At 71.7% G+C, this 21,736-nt stretch carries 14 protein-coding genes; 9 read left to right on the top strand and 5 right to left on the bottom strand.

The window, feature by feature from the left end; genetic code table 11:
- Positions 1-150 precede the first annotated feature (150 nt).
- The 8 genes from AC3EUV_RS08430 to AC3EUV_RS08395 all read left to right on the top strand — a co-directional run bounded on the left by AC3EUV_RS08430 (position 151) and on the right by AC3EUV_RS08395 (position 8,776).
- Complete coding sequence (locus AC3EUV_RS08430; protein WP_435602552.1) at positions 151-2,706, top strand: non-ribosomal peptide synthetase; 2,556 nt, start codon at positions 151-153, stop codon at positions 2,704-2,706.
- Complete coding sequence (locus AC3EUV_RS08425) at positions 2,690-3,685, top strand: TauD/TfdA family dioxygenase (protein ID WP_435602551.1); 996 nt, start codon at positions 2,690-2,692, stop codon at positions 3,683-3,685. Before AC3EUV_RS08430 ends, AC3EUV_RS08425 begins: the two co-directional genes overlap by 17 nt.
- Positions 3,686-3,749: 64 nt before the next feature.
- The gene (gene sbnB, locus AC3EUV_RS08420; RefSeq protein ID WP_432140252.1) at positions 3,750-4,787 is read left to right on the top strand and encodes a 2,3-diaminopropionate biosynthesis protein SbnB; all 1,038 of its coding nucleotides are present in this window, start codon (positions 3,750-3,752) and stop codon (positions 4,785-4,787) included.
- Between the two features lie 14 nt (positions 4,788-4,801).
- Positions 4,802-5,797 (top strand): 2,3-diaminopropionate biosynthesis protein SbnA, encoded by a 996-nt coding sequence (gene sbnA, locus AC3EUV_RS08415; RefSeq protein ID WP_432140253.1) that lies wholly within the window; start codon positions 4,802-4,804, stop codon positions 5,795-5,797.
- The gene (locus AC3EUV_RS08410; protein WP_432140254.1) at positions 5,794-6,030 is read left to right on the top strand and encodes an MbtH family protein; all 237 of its coding nucleotides are present in this window, start codon (positions 5,794-5,796) and stop codon (positions 6,028-6,030) included. Before sbnA ends, AC3EUV_RS08410 begins: the two co-directional genes overlap by 4 nt.
- On the top strand, positions 6,030-7,013 hold the full coding sequence (locus AC3EUV_RS08405) for a TauD/TfdA family dioxygenase (RefSeq protein WP_432140255.1): 984 nt from the start codon (positions 6,030-6,032) through the stop codon (positions 7,011-7,013). The genes AC3EUV_RS08410 and AC3EUV_RS08405 overlap by 1 nt, the downstream gene beginning before the upstream one ends.
- Before the next feature lie 39 nt (positions 7,014-7,052).
- Entirely contained in the window at positions 7,053-8,021 is a 969-nt protein-coding gene (locus AC3EUV_RS08400) for an ATP-binding cassette domain-containing protein (protein ID WP_432140256.1), read from the top strand.
- Positions 8,018-8,776, top strand: coding sequence for an ABC transporter permease (locus tag AC3EUV_RS08395; protein ID WP_432140257.1), 759 nt, complete (start codon positions 8,018-8,020; stop codon positions 8,774-8,776). The genes AC3EUV_RS08400 and AC3EUV_RS08395 overlap by 4 nt, the downstream gene beginning before the upstream one ends.
- 163 nt (positions 8,777-8,939) lie before the next feature.
- Here the strand turns inward: AC3EUV_RS08395 and tgmC are convergent, their stop codons facing one another.
- The 5 genes from tgmC to AC3EUV_RS08370 form a co-directional block, all read right to left on the bottom strand.
- Positions 8,940-10,061, bottom strand: a complete 1,122-nt coding sequence (tgmC, locus tag AC3EUV_RS08390; RefSeq protein WP_432140258.1) for an ATP-grasp peptide maturase system methyltransferase — start codon at positions 10,059-10,061, stop codon at positions 8,940-8,942.
- Positions 10,054-11,040, bottom strand: coding sequence for an ATP-grasp ribosomal peptide maturase (gene tgmB, locus AC3EUV_RS08385; RefSeq protein ID WP_432140259.1), 987 nt, complete (start codon positions 11,038-11,040; stop codon positions 10,054-10,056). The genes tgmC and tgmB overlap by 8 nt, the downstream gene beginning before the upstream one ends.
- Before the next feature lie 10 nt (positions 11,041-11,050).
- Positions 11,051-11,323 (bottom strand): putative ATP-grasp-modified RiPP, encoded by a 273-nt coding sequence (gene tgmA / locus AC3EUV_RS08380; RefSeq protein ID WP_432140260.1) that lies wholly within the window; start codon positions 11,321-11,323, stop codon positions 11,051-11,053.
- Positions 11,324-11,418: 95 nt separating this feature from the next.
- On the bottom strand, positions 11,419-11,904 hold the full coding sequence (locus AC3EUV_RS08375) for a recombinase family protein (RefSeq protein WP_435602550.1): 486 nt from the start codon (positions 11,902-11,904) through the stop codon (positions 11,419-11,421).
- A 94-nt stretch (positions 11,905-11,998) separates the two neighbouring features.
- Positions 11,999-13,201 (bottom strand): helix-turn-helix domain-containing protein, encoded by a 1,203-nt coding sequence (locus AC3EUV_RS08370; RefSeq protein WP_435602591.1) that lies wholly within the window; start codon positions 13,199-13,201, stop codon positions 11,999-12,001.
- A 292-nt stretch (positions 13,202-13,493) separates the two neighbouring features.
- Between AC3EUV_RS08370 and AC3EUV_RS08365 the strand changes: the two genes are divergently transcribed.
- Positions 13,494-21,701: a non-ribosomal peptide synthetase gene (locus AC3EUV_RS08365; protein ID WP_435602549.1), complete on the top strand. Its 8,208-nt coding sequence runs from the start codon at positions 13,494-13,496 to the stop codon at positions 21,699-21,701.
- Positions 21,702-21,736: the final 35 nt, after the last annotated feature.

Genomic DNA, 21,736 nt, shown 5'->3' with positions numbered 1-21,736 from the left:
GCCGGCCGCCCTTTCCCGGCCGGTGCACTTCGGAGTATCGCCTGTGGTCGGCGGCGCGATATCTGGCCAATAAGCCGCCGACCTAGCGTCTTGTTCGCTCATGGACAGTACCGAGCCATGACAACCGGCATGGCCACAAGGGAGGTTGCGGTGACGGCTGCGGACCGCGCATTCTGGCAAAGAGTTCTCGGCGGCGGATACACCCCCTTGCCCCGGTGGCCGGGGAATCCGGCGGATTCCGCTGCCGTATGCCGCACCGCGATACCGGCCGGCACCGCGCAGGCGCTGCTTCTCCGGTCGCAGCGGCAGGGACTTTCTCCCGACATCCTGCTGCTGACCGCCTATGTGCGGGTGCTGGCGGCGGTCACGGGGGATTCCTCGGTGGTGACCGGATATCTGCCCGCCGGATATCCGCCCGGAAAGGGAGCTAAGGGAGCGCGGAAAGACCCGCAAAACGGCCCGGAGAACGGCCCGTTGCCGCTCTGGGTCGCGCTTTCCGGCGGCTCGTGGGCGGAACTGGCCACCGAGGTCGCGCAGGGGGCGGACGGGGTGCGGCGGCATTCCCCGCAGGTTCTCGACGCGCTGCGCAGGGAAACGGGCCGCACGGCGCCGCTGTTCGACACCGTCCTGGTCGAGGGCCGGGCGGCCGGCCCCGAGGACCTGACCGCCGGCACCGTGCTCGCCGCCGGCCTCTCCCGGACCGGGGACGAGCTGGACCTGGTGCTGAGCCACCGCCCCGGCGCACTGGACGGCGAGCAGGCCGGCCGGTTCGCGGGCTATCTCCTGGCCGCGCTACGCGAATTGGCCGAGCGGCCCGGGGCGGACCACCAGGAGTGGAGCCCGGTGCCGGAGCGGGAGATCGCCCAGCAGCTGGCCGAGTTCGCGGGCCCGTACCGGGAGCTGCCCGACCGCCGGGTGCATGAACTGTTCGAGGACCAGGTGCGGTTGCGGCCGGACGACATCGCCGCCGTCCACGGCACCGAGTCCTGGACCTACCGGGAGCTCAACGAGCGCGCCAACCGCGTCGCCCACGCGCTGCGCCACGGCGGGCTGCGCGACGAGGACGTGGTCGCGGTGGTCACCGAGCGCACGCTGCCGTGGCTGGTCGCCGTGCTGGCCGTGTTCAAGGCCGGCGGCGTCTATCTGCCGGTGGAGCCGCACTTCCCGGCCGACCGGATCAGCGGGATGCTGGTGCGCGCCGACTGCCGACGGGTGCTGACCGAGCGGGACGCGTCCGCTGGCCTGACCGAGGCGCTGGCCGGGCTGCCCGGCGTGCGCGCGGACCATCTGGCGGAGCTGCTCGCCGGGGACCACCCGGTCACCGATCCGGGTGTGCCGGTGGCCGCCGGGCAGAGCGCGTACATCTACTTCACCTCGGGCTCGACCGGGGCGCCCAAGGGCGCCGTGTGCGAGCACGCGGGCTTCCTCAACCATCTGCTCGCCAAGATCGACGATCTGGAGATCACCGAGGGCCGGGTGGTCGCCCAGACCGCGCCGCAGTGCTTCGACATCTCCCTGTGGCAGCTGGTGGCCGCACTGGCCGTCGGCGGGCGCACCCTGATCATCGGGCAGCCGGACATCCTGGACACCCGACGCTTCATCGAGACGCTCGCCACCGGCGGTGTCGAGGTCCTCCAGGCCGTGCCCTCCTACCTCGAAGTGGTGCTGACGGAGCTGGAGCGCAGCCCCCGCGCGCTGCCCCGGCTGCGCCATGTGTCGGCGACCGGCGAGGCGCTCAAGAAGGAGCTGGTGGAGCGCTGGTTCGCCACGTTCCCCGAGGTCGCGCTGGTCAACGCGTACGGCCTGACCGAGACGTCCGACGACACCAACCACGAGGTGATGCGCCGGGTGCCCGCACAGGGCTCGGTGCCGCTGGGCCGGCCGGTCGCCAATGTGCGGATCCATGTCGTCGACGAAAAGCTGCGTCCGGTGCCGCTCGGCTCCCCGGGCGAGATCCTCTTCTCCGGCGTCTGCGTCGGACGGGGCTACGTCAACGACGAGGAGCGCACCCGGGCCGCCTTCCTGCCCGATCCCCTGCTGCCCGGTGAACGGATGTACCGCTCGGGGGACTTCGGCCGGTGGCTGCCGGACGGGCGGCTGGAGTTCCTCGGCCGCCGGGACGCCCAGGTCAAGATCCGCGGCTTCCGGATCGAGATCGGCGAGGTGGAGAACCAGCTGCTCCGGGTCGACGGGGTGCGCGACAGTGCCGTCGTCGTCACGGGCGAGGGCGAGGGCCGGCAGCTGGTGGCCTTCCACAGCGGCGAGGAGCTGTCCGACGAGCGGCTCCTGGAGGCGCTCGGCGCGGCGCTGCCCAGCTACATGATCCCCAGCCGGTTCCGCCGGCTCGACGTACTGCCGCTCACCGCCAACGGCAAGATCGACCGCAAGGCGCTGACCCGGCTCGCCGGGCAGGAGGAGTCGGCGGACGGCGGCGTGGAGCTGCACACCGGCACCGAACGGCGGCTCGCAGAGCTGTGGTCCCAGGTTCTGAAGGTGCCGGCCGAACGGATCGGCCGGGCCTCCCATTTCTTCGACAGCGGCGGGACCTCGCTGTCCATGCTGCGGCTGGCGATCGCGCTGGACCGTGTGGTGACGCCCGTCGAACTCCAGCAGCACCCGGTTCTCGCGGACTGCGCGGCGTTGCTCGACCGCCGGGCCGCCGGGACTCCGAATCCAGGAAGGCAGCCAGTTGACAGCCACGTTTGACGGCCCGGCCGTCCCCGAAACCCTCGGCGACGGCGCCGGGTTGCTCCTCGGCGAGGGCCGGCCCCCGGTCCTTGGGCTGACCGGTCCGGAGCTTCCCGCCGAGACCGTGCGCAGCCTGATCGCCCGGCACGGCGCCCTGCTCGTCCGGGGCCTGGGTCTGGCGGCCCCCGCCGATCTGGGCCGCGCCGCGCAGGCGCTCGGGGTGACCCCGATGACCGAGCGGGAGGGCTTCACCGGCCGGACCGACTTCGGCGACGGCGTGTACGGCGCCTCGGAGTGGCCGGCCGACGAGCCGATGTGCATGCACCACGAGCGCAGTTACGGCGACGAGGTGCCCGGCATCGCGCTGTTCGGCTGTCTGACGGCGCCCCGCTCCGGCGGCGCGACCGCGGTGGCCGACGCCCGGACGGTGCTGGCGGCACTGCCCGCCGATCTGGTGGAGCGCTTCGCCCGCGAGGGCTGGCGGCTGGCCCGCAACTACCGTGACATCGGCGTCAGCTGGACCGAATCCTTCGGCACCGACGACCCCGCGCAGGTCGACGCGTACTGCCGGGCGCACGCCCTGGACCACGCGTGGCTGCCGGACGGCTCGCTGCGCACCGTGCAGCACCGCGCGGCGGTGGTGCGCCACCCCGCCACCGGCGAGCGGCTCTGGTTCAACCAGATCGCCTTCCTCAACGAGCTGACCATGGACCCGGCGGTACGCGAGTACCTGGTGTCCCTGTACGGGCCGGACGCGCTGCCGTTCACCACCTTCCACGGCGACGGCGAGCCGGTCCCGGCGCAGGTCGTCGAGGTCATCAACGAGGCGTACACGGCGGCGACCGTACGGGAGCCGTGGCAGGCCGGCGACCTGCTCGTGGTCGACAACCTGCGGATGGCGCACAGCCGCGAGGCGTACGAGGGCGACCGCGAGATCGTGGCGCTCTTCGGCGACCCGGTGCGCCTCGACGGACACGTCCTGCCCGCCGCCACCTGACAGGCCGGGCCGGTTCGGAAGGCCGGTCCTCCCTCCTCTCCTCTACGGTTCCACGGAGCTTCACATGCCCCAGCAGCACGCTGCGCCTTCGTTCTCCGTCCTTTCCGGAGCCCAGGTGCACCAGGTACTCGACGCGCACCACCAGGGCGTCGTCGACCTGATCGAGACGGCCTACCGGCTGCACGGCGGAGGTGAGACGGTGAACCCGCCGTCGTACTTCCTCCGCTTCCCCGACCGCCCGTCCTCCCGGATCATCGCGCTGCCCGCCTCGATCGGCGGCGAGCGGCCCACGGACGGCCTGAAGTGGATCTCCAGCTTCCCGGAGAACGTCGAGGCCGGGATCCCGCGGGCCTCGGCGGTGCTGATCCTCAACGACCATGACACCGGCTACCCGCTGGCCTGTCTGGAGAGCTCCATCATCAGCGCCGCGCGCACCGCGGCGTCCGCGGCGCTCGCCGCCGACCGGATCTCCGCAGCGCGCGGCACCCGGCCGGCCCGGGTCGGGTTCTTCGGCGTCGGGCTGATCGCCCGCTACATCCACACCTATCTCGCGCGCACCGGCTGGCAGTTCGACGAGATCGGGGTGCACGATCTGTCGGCGGCGCACGCGGGCGGCTTTGCCGACTACCTCCGCGAGTCCGGCGAGACCGGCACGGTCACCGTGCACGGCTCCGCCGAGGAGCTGATCCGCTCCTGCGACCTCGTGGTCTTCGCCACCGTCGCCGGCACCCCGCATGTCACCCAGCCCGGGTGGTTCGCCCACCACCCGCTGGTCCTGCATGTCTCGCTGCGCGATCTGTCTCCCGAGGTGGTGCTGGGTGCGGCCAACATCGTGGACGACGTGGAGCACTGCCTGAAGGCGGACACCTCGGTGCACCTGGCGGAACAGCGGGTGGGCCACCGGGACTTCCTCGACGGCACGCTGTACGACGTCCTCACGGGGAAGGTGCGGCCGCCGGCCGACCGGACGGTGATCTTCTCCCCGTTCGGCCTGGGGGTGCTGGATCTGGCACTCGGCAGGCATGTCTACGAATCCGTGAAGGAATCCGGCGAGTTGCAGGTCGTCGACGGTTTCTTTCACGAGATGCGCCGTTACGGCTAGGGCGGGAGGCACCCGTGCCGACTATTTCGGCTCCGCAGGAATTCAACGAGGAAGACCTGTACGTCGATCTCGACGCAGTCCTCGGTATCCCGCTCCACCTCAAGTGCGAGGGCTTCAACTTCACCGGATCGGTGAAGCAGAAGGCCGCGCTGGAAATGGTCGAGGCCGCGGAGGAGGCCGGGCGGCTGTCGCCCGGTTCCGTCCTGGTGGAATCCTCGTCCGGCAATCTGGGCGTCGCGCTGAGCGTCATCGCGGCCAGCAAGGGCTATCGCTTCGTCTGTGTCACCGACTCCCGGTGCAATCTGGCCTCCAAGCGGCTGATGGAGGCGCTCGGCGCCACCGTCCACACCATCGCGGAGCCCGCGGCCGAGGGCGGCTTCCTCGGGGCGCGGATCGCCTACGTACGCAAGCTCTGCGAGGAGGACGCGCGGTACGTCTGGCTCAACCAGTACGTCAACCCCGCCAACTGGCGGGCGCATTACCGGTACACCGCCCCCGCCATCCACCGGAGTCACCCCGGGCTGGACGTGCTCTTCGTCGGGGCGGGGACCACCGGGACCCTGATGGGCTGCGCCCGCTGGTACAAGGAGCACCGGCCCGGGGTCCGCATCGTGGCCATCGACAGCGTCGGCTCGGTCGCCTTCGGCCACCCGCCGTCCCCCCGGATGATCCCGGGCCTGGGCTCCGGGGTCCGACCGGCGCTGCTGGACGAGGACTTCATCGACGATGTGGTGCTCGTCCCGGAGCCCGACACCGTGCGCATGTGCCACCGGCTGGCCGGGCGCGGCTTTCTGTTCGGCGGCTCCACCGGGACGGTCGTCAGCGGCGCCGACCGGTGGCTGACGGAGCGCGGCAGACCGGCGGGGCTGTCCTCGGTCGCCATCTCGCCCGATATGGGCGAGCGCTATCTCGACACCGTTTACCACACCAACTGGGTGCAGGGCGTCTACGGCGAGAACACGCTCGGGCCCGCGCACCCCAGCCATGAGACGAGAGAGGCAATACGATGACCAACCCGTTCGAGGACGCCGAGGGCCGCTACCTGGCGCTGGTCAACGACGAGGGCCAGTACTCCCTCTGGCCGGCGTTCGCCGAGGTCCCGGACGGCTGGCGGGCCGCCCTGCCGGAGACCGGCCGCGCCGAGGCCCTGGAGTACATCGCCGCGCAGTGGACCGATATGCGTCCGCTGAGTCTGGTCCGTGCGATGGAGGGCTCCGAGGGCACCGCGAAGGCGGCGTCCTGATGACCGTGACACTCGACACCGGGGCGGCGGCGCGGGTCGCGTCGCTCACCCCGGACGAATCCGCGGCGGCGGAGCGGGCCGCCCGCCGGGTGATGGCCTCCGGTGCCGCCCTGGTGGACAGCGCCGGCTGGGTCGATGCCGCGCGCACCGGCTGGTCGGAGCTGCCGCTCGGGCTGCGCCGGCCGCTTACCGACTTCCGCCGGGACTCCGGGCGCAGCGGGGTGCTGCTGCTGCGCGGCCTGCCGGTGGACGAGGCCGGGCTGCCCGACACCCCGTCCGGCGCCGGTTCCGTCCAGCGGGCGGGCTCGGTGGCCGCCGCGGTGCTGACGATGGTGGCCTGCGGTCTCGGCGACCCGGCCGCCTTCCGGCCGGAGAAGACCGGCGCGCTGGTCCAGGACGTGGTGCCGGTGCCGGGGAAGGAGGAGTTCCAGGGGAACGCGGGCTCGGTCCTGCTGACCTTCCACAACGAGAACGCCTTCCATCCGCACCGGCCCGACTTCGTGATGCTGCTGTGCCTGCGCGCCGACCACGAGAAGGTCGCCGCGCTGCGGACCGCCGGTATCCGTGCGGCGCTGCCGCTGCTGAGCGAGGAGACCCGGGCGGTGCTGGCCGCGCCGGAGTTCGTCACCGCTCCCCCGCCGTCCTTCGGCGGGTCGGACGGCGGCACCGAGCCGCACCCGGTGATCTTCGGGGCGCCCGAGGACCCGGATCTGCGGATCGACTTCGCGGCCACCCGGCCGGTCACCGACCGGGCCCGCCGGGCGATGGACGAGCTCGGCGACGCCTTCGAGCGGACCGGGCAGAGCACGGTGCTGGCCCCGGGCGATCTGGCGATCGTGGACAACCGGGTCACCACCCATGGGCGCAGCGCCTTCCAGCCGCGCTACGACGGCCGCGACCGCTGGCTTCAGCGCACCTTCGTCCTCACCGATCTGCGCCGCTCCCGCGGCTCCCGGTCCGGAGACGGTTACGTCCTTGACTGACAGCCTCCGCACCGCAATTCCCGAAAGGACCCGGCACCCATGACCCCTGCCATCCGGATCGAGAATCTGGCGAAGAACTTCGGCAGTACGGCGGCGATCCGGGGGGTCAGCCTGGAGGTGCCGGCCGGCCGGGTGCTCGGGCTGCTGGGCCCCAACGGCGCCGGCAAGACCACGCTCGTGCGCATGGTCTCCACGCTCATCCGGCCGGACAGCGGGCGCATCCTGGTGCACGGGCACGATGTCGTGCGCGAGGCCGCCCGGGTGCGCCCGCTGATCGGACTCACCGGCCAGTACGCCTCGGTGGACGAGGACATCTCGGGCTGGGAGAACCTCTATCTCATCGCCCGGCTGTTCAACCTGCGCGGGCGCAAGGCCCGCGCCCGCGCCGACGAGATGCTGGAACGCTTCAGCCTGACCGAGGCCGGCAAACGGCCCGTCGGCGGCTACTCGGGCGGTATGCGCCGGCGACTCGACCTGGCGGCCAGCCTCACCGGCGACCCCCGCGTCCTGGTCCTCGACGAACCGACCACGGGCCTCGACCCGCACAGCCGCAACAGCCTCTGGGCGGAGGTGAACCGGCTCGCCGGACAGGGCACCACCGTGCTGCTCACCACCCAGTACATGGAGGAGGCGGAGGCGCTCGCCGACGCCCTGGTGGTGATCGACAGCGGCCGGGTCATCGCGTCCGGCTCCACCGCCGAGCTGCGGGCGCGCCTGGGCGGGCAGATGCTCCGCATCCAGCCCGAGGAGCCCGGCGATCTGGCGCGGATCTGCCAGGTCCTGATGGCCGCGGGCCACACCGAGGCCGCCGTCATGGCGGACGAGGGGCGACTCCAGCTGCCGCTGACCGGCGGGGGCAGCCAGCTCACCGCCGTGGTCCGCACCCTCGGCGAGGCGGATCTCCCGCTCGCCGCCCTCGACACCCACATTCCGAGCCTTGACGAGGTCTTCCTCAAGCTCACCGGACCCGCGGCCAGGGAACCCGTCGCCGCTAGGAGCGCGGCATGAGTGCACTGGTACGTCACTCGCTGGCGCTGTCGCGCCGCAATCTGCGCAAGTCGCTGGCCAGTCCGGGGCAGGTGCTGGACACCGCGCTGATGCCGGTGGTGCTGTCCGTGATCTTCATCTACGCCTTCGGCGGCGCGATCGCCGGGAACAGCGCGGACTACCGGCAGTATCTGATGCCGGGCATCATGGCGCTGAACCACACCATCGTCTCCCGCACCGCGGGCATCGCCCTCAACACCGATTTCTCCTCCGGAGTGATGGACCGCTACCGGTCGATGCCCGTCGCCCGCTCCGCCGTACTCATCGGCCGGGTCTCGGCGGACTCGGTACGGCTGCTGATCAGCCAGCTGGCGGTGTTCGCGTTCGCCCTGCTCATCGGCTTCCGCGCGGACAACGGCCTGCTGCCCACCATCGCCGCCTTCGGTCTGCTGCTGCTGTACGGGATCGCGCTGTGCTGGGTGAACGCCTTCATCGGCCTGGCCGCCCGGAGCATCGACACGGTGCAGAGCGTGAGCACCATCGCCATGCTGCCGCTCCAGTTCGGAAGTTCGGTGTTCGTCGCGCCGGACACCATGCCCAGCTGGCTGCGGATCTTCGTGGAGAACAACCCGATGACCCAGGTCGTCGACGCGTCCCGGAATCTGATGATCGGCGGCCCGGTCGCGGCGCACGCCCAGGGCGCGCTGCTGTGGATCGCCGGGCTGATCGCGGTGTTCATGCCGCTGTCGGTGTGGAAGTACCGGTCGCGGACCTGAGCCGGCCGCGCGGGGGGCCGTCGCCGGCCTGACACCGGCGACGGCCCGTCCACACAGGGATTACTTGCCGTCCCCGCCCTGCGGCTGCGGCTCGCGGGGTGCCTCCGGGGGCATGCCAACTCCCCGTCATATTGCGGGGGCACCATGGGGTGTCAGCTCGCGGTCACGCCCAGGTGAGGCGTTGTCCGTCGGGGCCGACGTGCAGCCGCATACGGTCGGCCGACGGGCGCCCGTCCGCCTGCCAGCGTGCAAGGTGCTCGGTGATCTCGTCCCACAGGAACGCCGCGCCGCCCTGCCGCACCATCCACCGCGCGCTGTCTTGGTAGACGACCGCCCATGACCCGGCGTCCACGTCGATCACGACGTGTTCCGTCCGGCCGTCCCGTTCCAGCGTGAGCCGCTGCGCGCGCGGCGCGGCGAACTGCGCGACGAATCGGGCTGTCCAGTCGTCGAGCACATCCGCGCCCAGCTCTGCGGGCATCGCCTCGCCCTCGGTGAGGTTCGGCAGCATCCCGAGCGGGGGCGGAAGGTGCGGACGGGCCAGCATGAACGAGACCTGTCCGCCGAGAACCGGGCCGCTGGCCGTGCCATCGTCGGCGACCGTGAGCCGTACGAGTTCGGAGGCATGCATCCATCCGCCGAGCGTGACCAGGACCTCACCGCCCGGCCGTGTCTGCGCGAGCCAGTCGGCGGGCACGGTGTGCACGCTGCACGTGGCGATCACGCGGTCATACGGGCGGCCCCCCTTGTAGCCCGCGAGTCCGTCACCGACCACGCGGGTAGGCCAGTATCCGGCGCCCGCGAGGGCCATACCGGCACGGGACGACACCTCGGCGTCGACCTCGACCGTGGTCACGTTGTCCTCGCCGACGACATGGCAGAGCAGCGCGGTTGAGTAGCCCGTGCCCGTGCCGATCTCAAGGACCCGCGTCCCTTCGGCCGCCCGCAGGTCTTCGAGCATCCGCACGACCAGACTCGGCAGGGTGGATGACGACGAGGGGGCCGCGTTGATGCGCCCCTCGACCTGGTCAGGGAAGACGCCCCCGGCGACCTGTGTCACAAGGCTGTCGTCTTCGTAGATCCGCGCGAGCCCTTCCGCGGAGTCGCCTGCCACGGGCCGGTACCAGCCGCCCTCCTCGTACTCGAACCAGCCGCGCGAGAGGAACGCCTCGCGGGGCACCGCCATGACAGCCGCCTCTCCTTCGGGGCTGCGCAGGACGCCGGACTTGGACAGGCGCCGCGCGAGGTCGGCCCGTAGGTGGTCCGAGTGCAGGGGGTCAGTCATGCCGACTCGCTCCGTTCTCCAACAGGTCTGCGATTGCGTGTGTGAGGGGCAGTCCGGCCGCGTCTTCGAGCCACGCCCATTGGCCGTTGGGGTTGCACTCCAGGAACCACCATGCGCCATCCGCGGTCACGGCGAAGTCGAAGGCGCCGAAGTTCAGCCCGAAGTCGGCGAGGAACCCCACCAGCGCCCCGCGCATCGCGTCCGGGCAGGCGACCGGCTCGTAGCTGAGGCTCTGGTACTCGGCTCTCCAGTCCACGACCCCGGGCGGTGCGGTGATGCGCGCCGCGAACACCTGCTCGCCGACGACGACCGCCCGCACGTCCGCCACCTTGGGCACCTGCGCTTGGAACAGGTGCGCGCTGTGGCTCACCGCACCGTCGATCTCGCCCGCCTCGACCGGTGCGGCCCAGATTCCGGCGGGCTCACCCTCGACCTCGTACGCCCCCGCGTGCAACGGCTTATAGATCGTGCGCTGTTCGGCGCAGAACTGCTTGGCCTCCCCCAAGTCGTTGGTGATGAGGGTGGCCGGGACCATGAGCCCTGCGCGGGTCGCTGCGTCTAACTGCGCGGGCTTGTACTCAGCCCGTGCGATGGCTTGCGGGTGGCTCAGGTACAGGCACCCCGGCAGTGCCCCCAGCACGCCGCCCAAGCCTCGCCGGTTCTCCTGCGCGGCGAACCGGGCCGCCTGCTCGCCGCTGGTTGTCGGGTAGGGGCTGGGCCGACGGTGGTAGAGGGCGCGTACGGCGGAAAGGTCGACCGTACGCTCCCCGACCGTCAGTCGCCCGTCCCACCCTCCCCCGGACTTTGTCCGGGAGGTGCCCCCAGCCCCGATGCGTGCGGCGAGCACCACGGGCGCCGGGAAGTCGCGCCCCGGGTCTAATCGGAGGACGGGCACCCGGCGCCGGTTCAACTCGGCGATGACCAGATCAGCGGTTGCATCCTCATACTCCGTGCAGACCAGCACCGGGCGTCCGTCCATGTCGCTCCCCCTAGTCCTGTGTCGCGTCGTGGCCGGAGTCGGGGTCCTGCTTCCCGTCCTTGCTGAGCTGCGTGGGCGGGTAGGTGTTCACGCTCGTGCCGTGCTTGCCGAGTTCAGCCGGAGTCATTGCTCCGTCCTCTCCGATCCATCGGCCGGTCTGCGTGGCCTGGTCGATGCCCGCGTACCGCCACGGCGAGGGAGAACCGTTGCGCAGCGGTGCCATACGGCGCAGCCCCCATGGGGCCGGTGCAGTGGTCTCCGTAGGTGCAAGGGTCGTTTGCAAGTCTCCTCCTTGGTCGATTCGTACGGTGGTGTCGTGCAGGACCCGCGCCGGCAGGCGCTCGATGGTGAACGGGATGCAAGGGAACACGCGCCGCGTCACCGCGCCACCCCCTGCGCACTGCGCGCCGAGTCCTTGACGTGCAGGAAGCCCCCGGCCTTCTCGATCTCGCGCGCTACCTCGTCGTACTCCTGCGGAACCGACGAGATCATCGAGCGCCACGCCGTGAGCACCGCCCCGGCCTCGCCGCTCTTGATGCGCTCGGCGGCCTGCCCCAGCCCGTCACGCCCTTGCGGCGGCAGCAACCCCACGCGTTCCTCGATCACGCCGGTGATCTCCCACCCGAACGCCTCGGCGTACTCCGTGCACTCCTCGCGAGGTCCCGCGAGGTTCGTGTGGGGAGCACCACACAGGTAGATCACGCAGCGGAACTGCTCGATCTTCGCGGCCTCGGCCGGTACATCGGCCTCGCCCGGCGTGATACCCGCCGCCACGTCCGCCAGCGCCTGACGCCGTCTCAGGTCGCCGCCACTTCGACGACCCCTGGCCTGTCCCTGCCTCTGCTCAGTTGCGTTGCTGACCATGCATCAAGGGTGCTCGCGCAACCACGCACAGTGAAGAGATGGTGGGTAGGGCCGAGCGAGGGCGCCCGACCTCAACTCGTACGCTCCGTAGGACTCACACGATCAAAGGCACGCCGATCGCTTCGCCGATCCTCCGCACGCGCGCCGTGGACACCTTCGCAAGACGCTTCCCGATGACACCGGGCAATGCCTGATGCTTGACCCACTCCGGAGCGTCGAGCCCTACCTCAATCAGCGTGTCTCCGGCCTGGTCATGGAGGCCGGCCGCGCACTGGGCGAGTGCGACATCGAGCTTGTAGCGGTTGCGGGCGAGCTTGGGCATGGACCGAGGCAGCTCCGTCTGCGCAGCCAGCCGCAAGGCTTTTCCGTGGTTCCCGAGCGCCACGGCGATTCCCACGGCTTCGGTATTCGCCGCAGTGGGCCCGAAGTGCGTGCCACACAGCGCCTCGTCGCTGCCGAGCCGGGCTGCCGCCGCATGCGCCTGTGACAGGTAGTCGTCCGCGGATGCGGCGTTGCCCCCACGGGAGGCCGCCACAGCGGCGGAGATCATCAGTCGCCCGTACGCGAGCAGTTGGGGACGGGAGGCCCTGCTGAACGACGGCTCGATCCGCAGGGCCGCCTGCTCGGCAACGGCAACTGCCCTTGGAAGCCTGGCGCTTCGCAGGTAGATCCAAGACAGCGTTGACTCCAGGAGTGCAGTCAGCACATCGTCTCCGGAGTCGTCCGCCAGGGAGCGTGCCGACGTGAGCGCACTCAAGGCGAGATCCCGCTGACCGAGCAGAATCGCAGCCGAGGACGCGAACTGGTACGTGCTGGCGAGTACGGAGCCCAGTCGCTCGCGTTCGTACCCGGTTGCCTGCCCGTACCGAACTCGTCCTTCGAGCAGGACCTTGGCGACAAGCTCGCCGAACTCCACGTAGTCGCCCCGCCAGTAAGTAGCGCAGACACGGTCATGAGCGGTCGACAACTCGCTGAGGGTGCTCGGGGCGTCGATGCCCTCCCACACTCCGAGCGCACTGTCGTGGACCGCGTCGGAAAGCCGCCGCACAGCGGCTCGGGTGCCCCTGTCCATGCCCCGGCGCGGCGCCTGCTGCCCCAGGATCACGGACACGTCCGTGTTCAGCGCGTGGGCGAGCTTGAGCAGTGAACCGACGGACAGCTCGCCGCGGTCCTGCTCGGCTTTCTGCACCAGGGCGAGGGACAGCCCCGCGGCCTCAGCGAGCCCCTGCTGTGTCAGATCGGAGCCCCGTAGGTGCTTGATGCGCTTACCGTTCGTCAGATCGGCCCAGTTGCTCACGATCACCCCAGATGCTTTTGCTCCGGCTGCTGTACTCCGAGGGTAGGTCCAGAGGCCCAGACTCCCAGGGCGAACGGAACAGGCGCCGGGCCCCGAGCACACCCGGCCCATCGGCTGCGGTGCAGCCTCGGCCGGGCCGCTTGTCTGAAGCCGGGTGCCGACGTACCCCGCCACACGCGGAAAAACCCCAGCTCAGCAAGCGAAATGGCTTCAATAGCGCACTGAAACCCGGGCTTCTTAGCCTCCGGACGGTTGATGTGCCGCGTTCTGCTGATGCACGAGGAGTTCCCCGATGAGTGGTCCGAAGGCCCAGGCGCAGTGGCAGGGAGTGGAGCGGTCGTTCGCCGCGCTGACGCTTCCCGAGCTCTTCGAGGACCAGGTACGGCGTACTCCTGACGCCCCGGCCCTCGGCTGTGGTGACGAGCAGCTCAGCTACCGGGAGTTGAACGCCCGCGCCAACCGGCTGGCCCGGCTGCTGACGGAGCGGGGCGTGGGTCCCGAGCGGATCGTCGCGGTCCTGGTGCCGCGGTCCGTCGATCTCGTGGTGTCGCTGCTGGCGGTGGCGAAGACCGGGGCCGCCTATCTGCCGATGGACACCGACTACCCGGCGGACCGCGTCGCCTTCATGCTGTCCGACGCCCGTCCGGCCTGTCTGCTCACCACGGCCGGGGCCGGGGCGGCGGCGGAGGACTTCGACGGGCGGGCCGTGCTGCTGGACGATCCTGCCGTGACGCAGGCGCTGTCCCGGGCCGCGGAGACGGACCTCGGTGACGGGGAGCGGATATCCCCGCTGCGTCCGGCGCACCCGGCCTACGTCATCTACACCTCGGGCTCCACGGGCGTGCCCAAGGCCGTCATGATCGAACACCGGGCGCTCGCCGACTATCTCGGCTGGTCGCGGCAGACGTACCCGAGCGCCCGCGGCACCTCGCTGTGGCACTCGTCGGTGTCCTTCGACATGACCGTCACCTCGCTGTGGGTGCCGCTGGTCAGCGGCGGCCGGGTGCTGGCGGGCCCGCTGGAGGAGGACGCGTTCGGCGGCGCGCCGGAGTGCACCTTCCTCAAGGCCACCCCCAGCCATCTGCCGCTGCTCGATGTGCTCCCGGCGGGCTTCTCCCCCACCGAGGAACTCATGCTGGGCGGTGAGGCGCTGATCGGTTCCGTGCTGGACGAGTGGCGGCGGCGTCACCCGGCGGCGACCGTGCTGAATGTGTACGGGCCGACCGAAGTGACCGTCAACGCGGCCGAGTTCCGGCTGGAGCCCGGTGAGCCGACCCCCGACGGTGTGCTGCCGCTGGGCCGGCTGATGGACAACGCGCGCGGCTATGTCCTGGACGCCGCGCTGCGGCCGGTCGGGGAGGGTGTCGCGGGTGAGCTCTACATCGCCGGGCCGGGGCTCGCGCGGGGTTATCTGGGGCGGGCGGGGCTGACCTCGGAGCGGTTCGTGGCCGATCCGTACGGTGCGCCCGGCAGCCGGATGTACCGCACGGGCGACCTGGCGCGCTGGCGGGCCGACGGGCAGCTGGAGTTCCTGGGCCGCACCGACCACCAGGTGAAGGTGCGCGGGCACCGGGTCGAGCTGGGGGAGATCGAGGCGGCGCTGCTGCGGCACCCGCTGGTCTCCCGGACCGTGGTGCTGGTCCGCGAGGACCGGGAGGGTGACCAGCGGATCGTCGCCTATGTGACGGGAGTGGGGGATGCGGAGGCGCCCGACCCGGCGGTGCTGCGGGAGCTGGTCGCGGAAGCGCTGCCCGACTACATGGTGCCGTCCGCCGTGGTGGTGCTGGAGCAGTGGCCGCTGACGCCGAACGGCAAGGTCGACCGGGGGCAACTGCCCGTCCCCGACTACGCCTCGCAGGCGGGGAGTGGTGGCCGGGCGCCCCGTGACGTCACCGAGGAGACCCTCGCCGCGCTCTTCGCCGACGTGCTGGGCCTGCCAGCCGTCACCATTGATGACAACTTCTTCCACCTCGGCGGACACTCGCTCCTCGCCACCCGTCTCATCAGCCGGATCCGGGCCACGCTCCACGCCGACCTCACCGTCCGCGCGCTCTTCGAGCACCCCACCGTCGCCGCGCTCGCGCCGGAGCTCGCCGCCGCCCCCACCGCCCGCGTCCCGCTCGCGCCCGTCACCCCCCGTCCGCCGCGCCTTCCGCTCTCCCCCGCGCAGCGCCGGCTGTGGTTCGCCTACCAGCTGGAGGGCCCGAGCCCCACCTACAACATCCCGCACGCGTTCCGGATCGGCGGTCCTCTCGACCACCCGACGCTGGCCACCGCCCTGGCGGACCTCACCGGGCGGCAGGAGGCCCTGCGCACCCGTATCGCCGAACACGACGGGGAGCCCCACCAGATCGTCCTCCCGGCCGAGCAGGCGCGCCCCGAGCTGCCCCTCGTCGCCACCACCGAGGACCAGCTTCCCGAACACCTCGCGGAGCAGGCCGGCCACGCCTTCGACCTCAGCCACGAGAACCCGTTCCGCGCCGTGCTCTACCGCCTGGCCGAGGACGAGCACGTGCTGTTTCTCCTCATGCACCACATCGCCGGCGACGGCTGGTCCACCGGCCCGCTGCTCCAGGACCTCGGCGCCGCCTACACCGCGCGCCGGGGCGGCAGCTCGCCGGCCTGGCAGCCCCTCACCGTGCAGTACGCCGACTACACCCTCTGGCAGCGGGAGATCCTGGGCTCCGAGGACGATCCCACCAGCCTCGCCGGGCGTCAACTCGACTTCTGGCGCGACCAGTTGACGGGCCTGCCGGAGCTGCTGGAGCTGCCGCTGGACCGGCCCCGTCCCGCCGTCGCCAGCCATCGTGGCGCGAGTGTGCGCTTCGCTCTGGACGCCGAGCTGCACCGGGGTGTGGCGCGGCTGGCCCGGCAGTGTGATGTCACCGTCTTCATGGTCTTCCAGGCCGCGGTCGCCGCGCTGCTGTCGCGGCTCGGCGCGGGCACCGACATTCCCCTGGGCACCGCCGTCGCCGGACGCAACGACGACGCCCTCGATGACCTCGTCGGCTTCTTCGTCAACACGCTGGTGCTGCGCACCGATGTCTCCGGCGACCCGAGCTTCCGCGCACTCCTCGCCCGGGTACGGGACACCGACCTGGCCGCCTACGCCCATCAGGACGTGCCCTTCGAGCGGGTCGTCGAGGCGGTCAACCCGGTGCGCACGCTCTCCCACACCCCGCTGTTCCAGACGATGCTCACCTCGCAGAACACGCCGGACCACGGCGCCGCGACGGCCGGGCTGAACGCCGTGGCCGAGGAAGTGCCGCGGCGGACCGCGCGGTTCGATCTGTCCTTCCACACCTGGGAGCGGCAGGCCGCCGACGGCTCCTGGACGGGGGTGGACGGTCTGCTGGAGTACGCCACCGACCTCTTCGACGCGGCCACCGCCGAGGCGCTGGCCGCCCGGCTGGTCCGGCTGCTCGGCGCGGCCGTCGCCGGGCCCGATCTGCCGGTCGGGCAGCTGAATCTGCTGACCGCCGCCGAGCGGGACCGGCTGCTGCACGCCTGGCAGGGCGAAGCGCGCGGGCTGTCCGGGCGGACGGTGCCGGAGCTGTTCGAGGACCGGGCCGCGCAGGCCCCGGACGCCCCCGCCGTCGTGCACGAGGGCACCGCGCTGACCTACCGCGAGCTGAACGAGCGGGCCAACCGGCTGGCCCGGGTGCTGGCCGGCCGGGGTGTGGGGCCGGAGAGTTATGTCGCCGTGGCGATGCCGCGGTCGGTGGAGCTGGTGGTCGCGCTGCTGGCCGTGCTGAAGGCCGGCGGCGCGTATCTGCCGCTGGACCCGTCCTATCCGGCGGACCGGCTCGGCTTCATGCTGGAGGACGTGGCGCCGGTGCTGGTGCTGACCGGGCGCGGGGTGATGGAGGAGGTCCCGGCGCCGTGCCCGCTGCTGCGGCTGGACGAGCCCGGTACGGCCGCCGAGGTGGCGGCGCGGTCCGCCGCCGACCTCACCGACGCGGACCGCAGCGGCCCGCTGTCGCTGGACAACGCCGCCTTCGTGATCTTCACTTCGGGCTCCACCGGCCGCCCCAAGGGCGTCACGGTCCAGCACCGCTCCCTCGACGGCTATCTGTCCTGGACCCGGTCCGCCTATCCCGGCGTCGCGGGCACCGCGCTGGTGCACTCGCCGGTCGCCTTCGACCTCACGGCGACCGGCCTGTTCGCCCCGCTCACCTCGGGCGGCTGTGTGCAGCTGATCGAGCTGGACGCGTCGAGCGCGGCGGCCGAGGGGCAGCAGAGCCCCAGTTTCGTCAAGGCGACCCCGAGCCATCTGCCGTTGCTGATCGAGCTTCCCGACGCCTTCTCCCCCGACGAACAGCTCGTGCTCGGCGGGGAGTCGCTGATGGGCGAGGTGCTGGACGAGTGGCGGGGCCGGCACCCCGGGGCGACCGTGATCAACGAGTACGGGCCGACGGAGACCACCGTCGGCTGCTCGGAGTACCGGATCGAGCCGGGGGACACCGTCCCGGCGGGTGTGGTCACCATCGGCCGGCCGGTCTGGAACACCCAGATGTTCGTGCTGGACGCGCGGCTCCAGCCCGTGCCGGTGGGCAGCCCCGGTGAGCTGTACATCGCCGGGGACCTGGTGACCCGCGGCTACCACCGGCGCCCCGACCTGACCTCCACCCGCTTCGTCGCCAACCCCTTCGGTCCGCCCGGCAGCCGGATGTACCGGTCGGGTGACCTCGGCAGGTGGCGGGCGGACGGACAGCTGGAGTTCATCGCCCGGGTCGACGATCAGGTCAAGCTCCGGGGCTTCCGGATCGAGCTCGGCGAGATCGAGGGCGTCCTCGGCGCCCACCCCGAACTCGCCCAGGCCGCGGTGATCGTGCGGGAGGACCGGCCCGGCGACAAGCGGCTGGTCGGCTACGCGGTCCCGGCCCCCGGATGCTCCCCGGACCCGGCGGAGCTGCGCCGCTACGCCGCCCGGCAACTGCCCGACTACATGGTGCCGGTGGCCTTCGTGCTGCTCGACGAGCTGCCGCTGACGGTCAACCGGAAGCTGGACCGCAGGGCGCTGCCGGTGCCCGACTACGGCTCCGCGCGCGCCCCGGGCCGGGGTCCGCGTACCGCGCACGAGGAGATCCTGTGCGGTGCGTTCGCCGAGGTCCTGGGCCTGCCGCGGGTGGGCGTGGACGACAGCTTCTTCGATCTGGGCGGCCATTCGCTGCTGGCGACCCGGCTGATCGCCGGGCTGCGCGGCACGCTGGGGGTGGAACTGTCCATCCGGGCGGTCTTCGAGACGCCCACGGTGGCGGGGCTCGCGGCCCGGCTCGACGAGGCCGAGCGGGCCCGTCCCGCGCTGGTGGCGGCGGACCGCCCGGAGCGGGTGCCGCTGTCCTTCGCCCAGCGGCGGCTGTGGTTCATCCACCGCCTCCAGGGCTCCAGCGTCACCTACAACATCCCCACCTGGATACGGTTGTCCGGCCCGCTGGACCACGACGCGCTGCGGGCCGCGGTCGCGGACGTGGTGGCGCGGCACGAGGTGCTGCGCACCGTCTACCCGGAGGCGGACGGTGAGCCGTATCAGCAGGTCCTGCCGGCCGGTGAGCTGACGCCGGAGGTGTCCTTCGTCCCGGTGGCGGGGGAAGCGGGGCTGGCCGAGGCGCTCTCACGGGCGGCCCTGCATCCCTTCGAGCTGGTCGGCGAACTGCCGCTTCAGGTCAGTGTGTTCTCGCTGAACGAACGGGAGCATGTACTGGCAGTGGTGATGAACCACATCGCGAGCGACGGCTGGTCCATGGCACCGCTGGCCCGGGATCTGTCGGAGGCGTACGGTGCGCGCCTCGCAGGCGAGCGGCCGGTGTATACCGCGCTGCCCGTCCAGTACGCCGACTACGCGCTGTGGCAGCGGGAGCTGCTGGGGTCGGAGGACACCCCGGGCAGCGTGATCTCACAGCAGCTGGCGTTCTGGGAACGTGAGCTGGCCGGCGCCCCCGAGCTGATCGAACTGCCGCTGGACCGGCCCCGCCCCGCGGTGGCCAGTCACCACGGCGGCAGTGTGCAGCTGGAGCTGGACCCCGAGCTGCACCGTCAGCTGGTCGCGCTGGCCCAGAGTTCCGGTGCCACCCTGTTCATGGTGCTGCACGCGGCGATCGCGGCGCTGCTGTCGCGGCTCGGGGCCGGCACCGACATCCCGGTGGGCACCGCCGTGGCGGGCCGTATGGACGAGGCGCTGGACGATCTCGTCGGGTTCTTCATCAACACCCTGGTACTGCGCACCGATCTGTCCGGGAACCCGACGTTCCGCGAGCTGCTGGCCCGCGCACGGAAGACCGCCCTGGCGGCCTACGCCCATCAGGACGTGCCCTTCGAGCGGGTCGTCGAGGCGGTCAACCCGGACCGGGTGCTGTCCCATTCACCGCTCGTCCAGGTCGCGGCGTCGCTCCAGAGCTACCAGCAGGGCGCCCTGGACTTCCCCGGCACGGAGGCGACCGCACCGAAGGTCACCAACGAGATCGCCAAGTTCGACCTGATCTTCTTCTGGGAGGAGCGGCAGGACGCGGACCTGGTCCCGGACGGGCTCGGCCTCGAAGTGAAGTACGCGACCGACCTGTTCGACCACGGGACCGTGGTGAACCTCGCGGACCGGCTGCTGCGGGTACTGCGGGCAGCCGTCGCCGACCCGGACCGCAGGGTCGGGCAGATCGAGATCCTCGCTCCGCAGGAGCGCGACCGGCTGCTCTCCGGCCGGAACGACACCACCCGCAGCACGGCCGGGGCGACGATGCCGGAGCTCTTCGAGAACTGGGTGGCCACCGACCCGCAGGCGCCCGCCGTGGTGTTCGAGGACCTCCAACTGAGCTATGCGGAGGTGGCGGAACAGGCGAACCGGCTGGCCCGGCTGCTGATCCAGCAGGGTGTCGGTCCGGAGCGGGTGGTGGCCCTTGCCCTGCCGCGCTCACCGGAGATGGTCGTAGCGGCACTGGCCGTGCACAAGGCAGGCGGCGCATACCTGCCCGTCGACCCGGAGTACCCCGCCGAACGCATCGCCTACATGCTCGACGACGCCCACCCCACCTGCCTGATCACTCTCACGGGTGTCGCCCTCCCCGAAACCGACTGCCCCCGCCTCCTCCTCGACGACCCCACCCTCGTCACCGCCCTCAACGACCAACCGACCACCCCCCTCGCCCCCCGCGCCGAACTCCGGCACCCCGCCTACGTCATCTACACCTCCGGCTCCACCGGCCGCCCCAAGGGCGTCGAAGTCACCCACGCCGGAGTGGCCTCACTGGCAGCCACCCACACCGAAGCCTTCGCAGTGGGCCCCCGCTCCCGGGTCCTCCAATTCGCGTCACTGAGCTTCGACGCCGCCGCCTGGGAACTGATCATGGCGCTCACCACCGGCGCCGCACTCGTCGTAGCACCCCCGCCCCGGCTGGCGCCCGGCGAACCCCTGGCCCGGCTGCTGGCAGAGCAAGGCGTCACCCATGCCACCCTGCCGCCCGCCGCGCTCGGCGTCATGGCGCCGGACAGCCTGCCGGCCGGTATGACGCTGGTGGTGGCGGGCGAAGCCTGCGCCCCGGAGCTGGTCGGCCGCTGGTCGGCCGGGCGACGGATGGTGAACGCCTACGGCCCGACCGAAACCACCGTCTGCGCCACCATGAGCGAACCGCTGTCGGGCACCCAGACACCCCCCATCGGCAGCCCGATCCGCAACGCGCGCGTCTACCTCCTGGACGCCGCACTCCAGCCGGTCCCCGCAGGCGTCCCGGGCGAGCTCTACGTCGCGGGTCCCGGGCTGGCGCGCGGCTATCTGCGGCGACCGGGACTGACCTCGGAACGGTTCATCGCCGACCCGTACGGCACCCCCGGCAGCCGGATGTACCGCACCGGCGACCTGGCACGGTGGCGGGCCGACGGACAGCTGGAATTCCTCGGCCGCACCGACCACCAAGTAAAGATCCGCGGCTTCCGCATCGAACTCGGCGAGATCGAGGCCGTGCTCGACACCCACCCGCGGGTCAAGCAGACGGTGGCGCTGGTCCGCGAGGACAGCCCCGGCGACAAGCGCATCGTGGCGTACACCGAGCTGCTCCCGGAGCTGTCCGGGCCGCTGCCCGCCGAGGCTCTCCTGGAGCAGATCTCCGGCGGCCTGCCCCGGCACATGGTGCCGTCCGCGGTCGTCGTGATGGAACAGTGGCCGCTGATGCCGAACGGCAAGATCGACCGCAAGGCACTGCCCGTCCCGGGCAGGCCGGCGCCGTCCGCCGAGCACCAGGCACCGCGGAGCCCGCGCGAGGAGGCGCTCTGCAAGCTCTACGCCGAGCTGCTCGGCCTGCCGGAGGTCGGCATCCACGACAGCTTCTTCCGGCTGGGCGGGCACTCCCTGCTGGCGACCAGGCTGATCAGCGGGATCCGTGCCGCGCTCGGCGCCGAGGTCACCGTCCGGACGATCTTCGAGAATCCGACGGTCGCCCAGCTCGCGCAGCAGCTCGACGGCGCCCGCAAGGCACGTCCCTCGCTCCGCACCATGCGCCGCCGTCCGTCCTGAACCGCCGGTGGCGCCTTTGCCCGGCCGGTCCCTTT

Source organism: Streptomyces sp. bgisy130, from assembly GCF_057708345.1.
This window is presented reverse-complemented; position numbering and strand designations above follow the sequence as displayed.

Bases quoted from the DNA above. Each gene is read 5' to 3' on its own strand.
- sbnB (WP_432140252.1), top strand. From the start codon at position 3,750: ATGCCCCAGCAGCACGCTGCGCCTTCGTTCTCCGTCCTTTCCGGAGCC.
- AC3EUV_RS08410 (WP_432140254.1), top strand. From the start codon at position 5,794: ATGACCAACCCGTTCGAGGACGCCGAGGGCCGCTACCTGGCGCTGGTC.
- AC3EUV_RS08405 (WP_432140255.1), top strand. From the start codon at position 6,030: ATGACCGTGACACTCGACACCGGGGCGGCGGCGCGGGTCGCGTCGCTC.
- AC3EUV_RS08400 (WP_432140256.1), top strand. From the start codon at position 7,053: ATGACCCCTGCCATCCGGATCGAGAATCTGGCGAAGAACTTCGGCAGT.
- AC3EUV_RS08395 (WP_432140257.1), top strand. From the start codon at position 8,018: ATGAGTGCACTGGTACGTCACTCGCTGGCGCTGTCGCGCCGCAATCTG.
- tgmC (WP_432140258.1), bottom strand. From the start codon at position 10,061: ATGACTGACCCCCTGCACTCGGACCACCTACGGGCCGACCTCGCGCGG.
- tgmB (WP_432140259.1), bottom strand. From the start codon at position 11,040: ATGGACGGACGCCCGGTGCTGGTCTGCACGGAGTATGAGGATGCAACC.
- AC3EUV_RS08375 (WP_435602550.1), bottom strand. From the start codon at position 11,904: ATGGTCAGCAACGCAACTGAGCAGAGGCAGGGACAGGCCAGGGGTCGT.
- AC3EUV_RS08365 (WP_435602549.1), top strand. From the start codon at position 13,494: ATGAGTGGTCCGAAGGCCCAGGCGCAGTGGCAGGGAGTGGAGCGGTCG.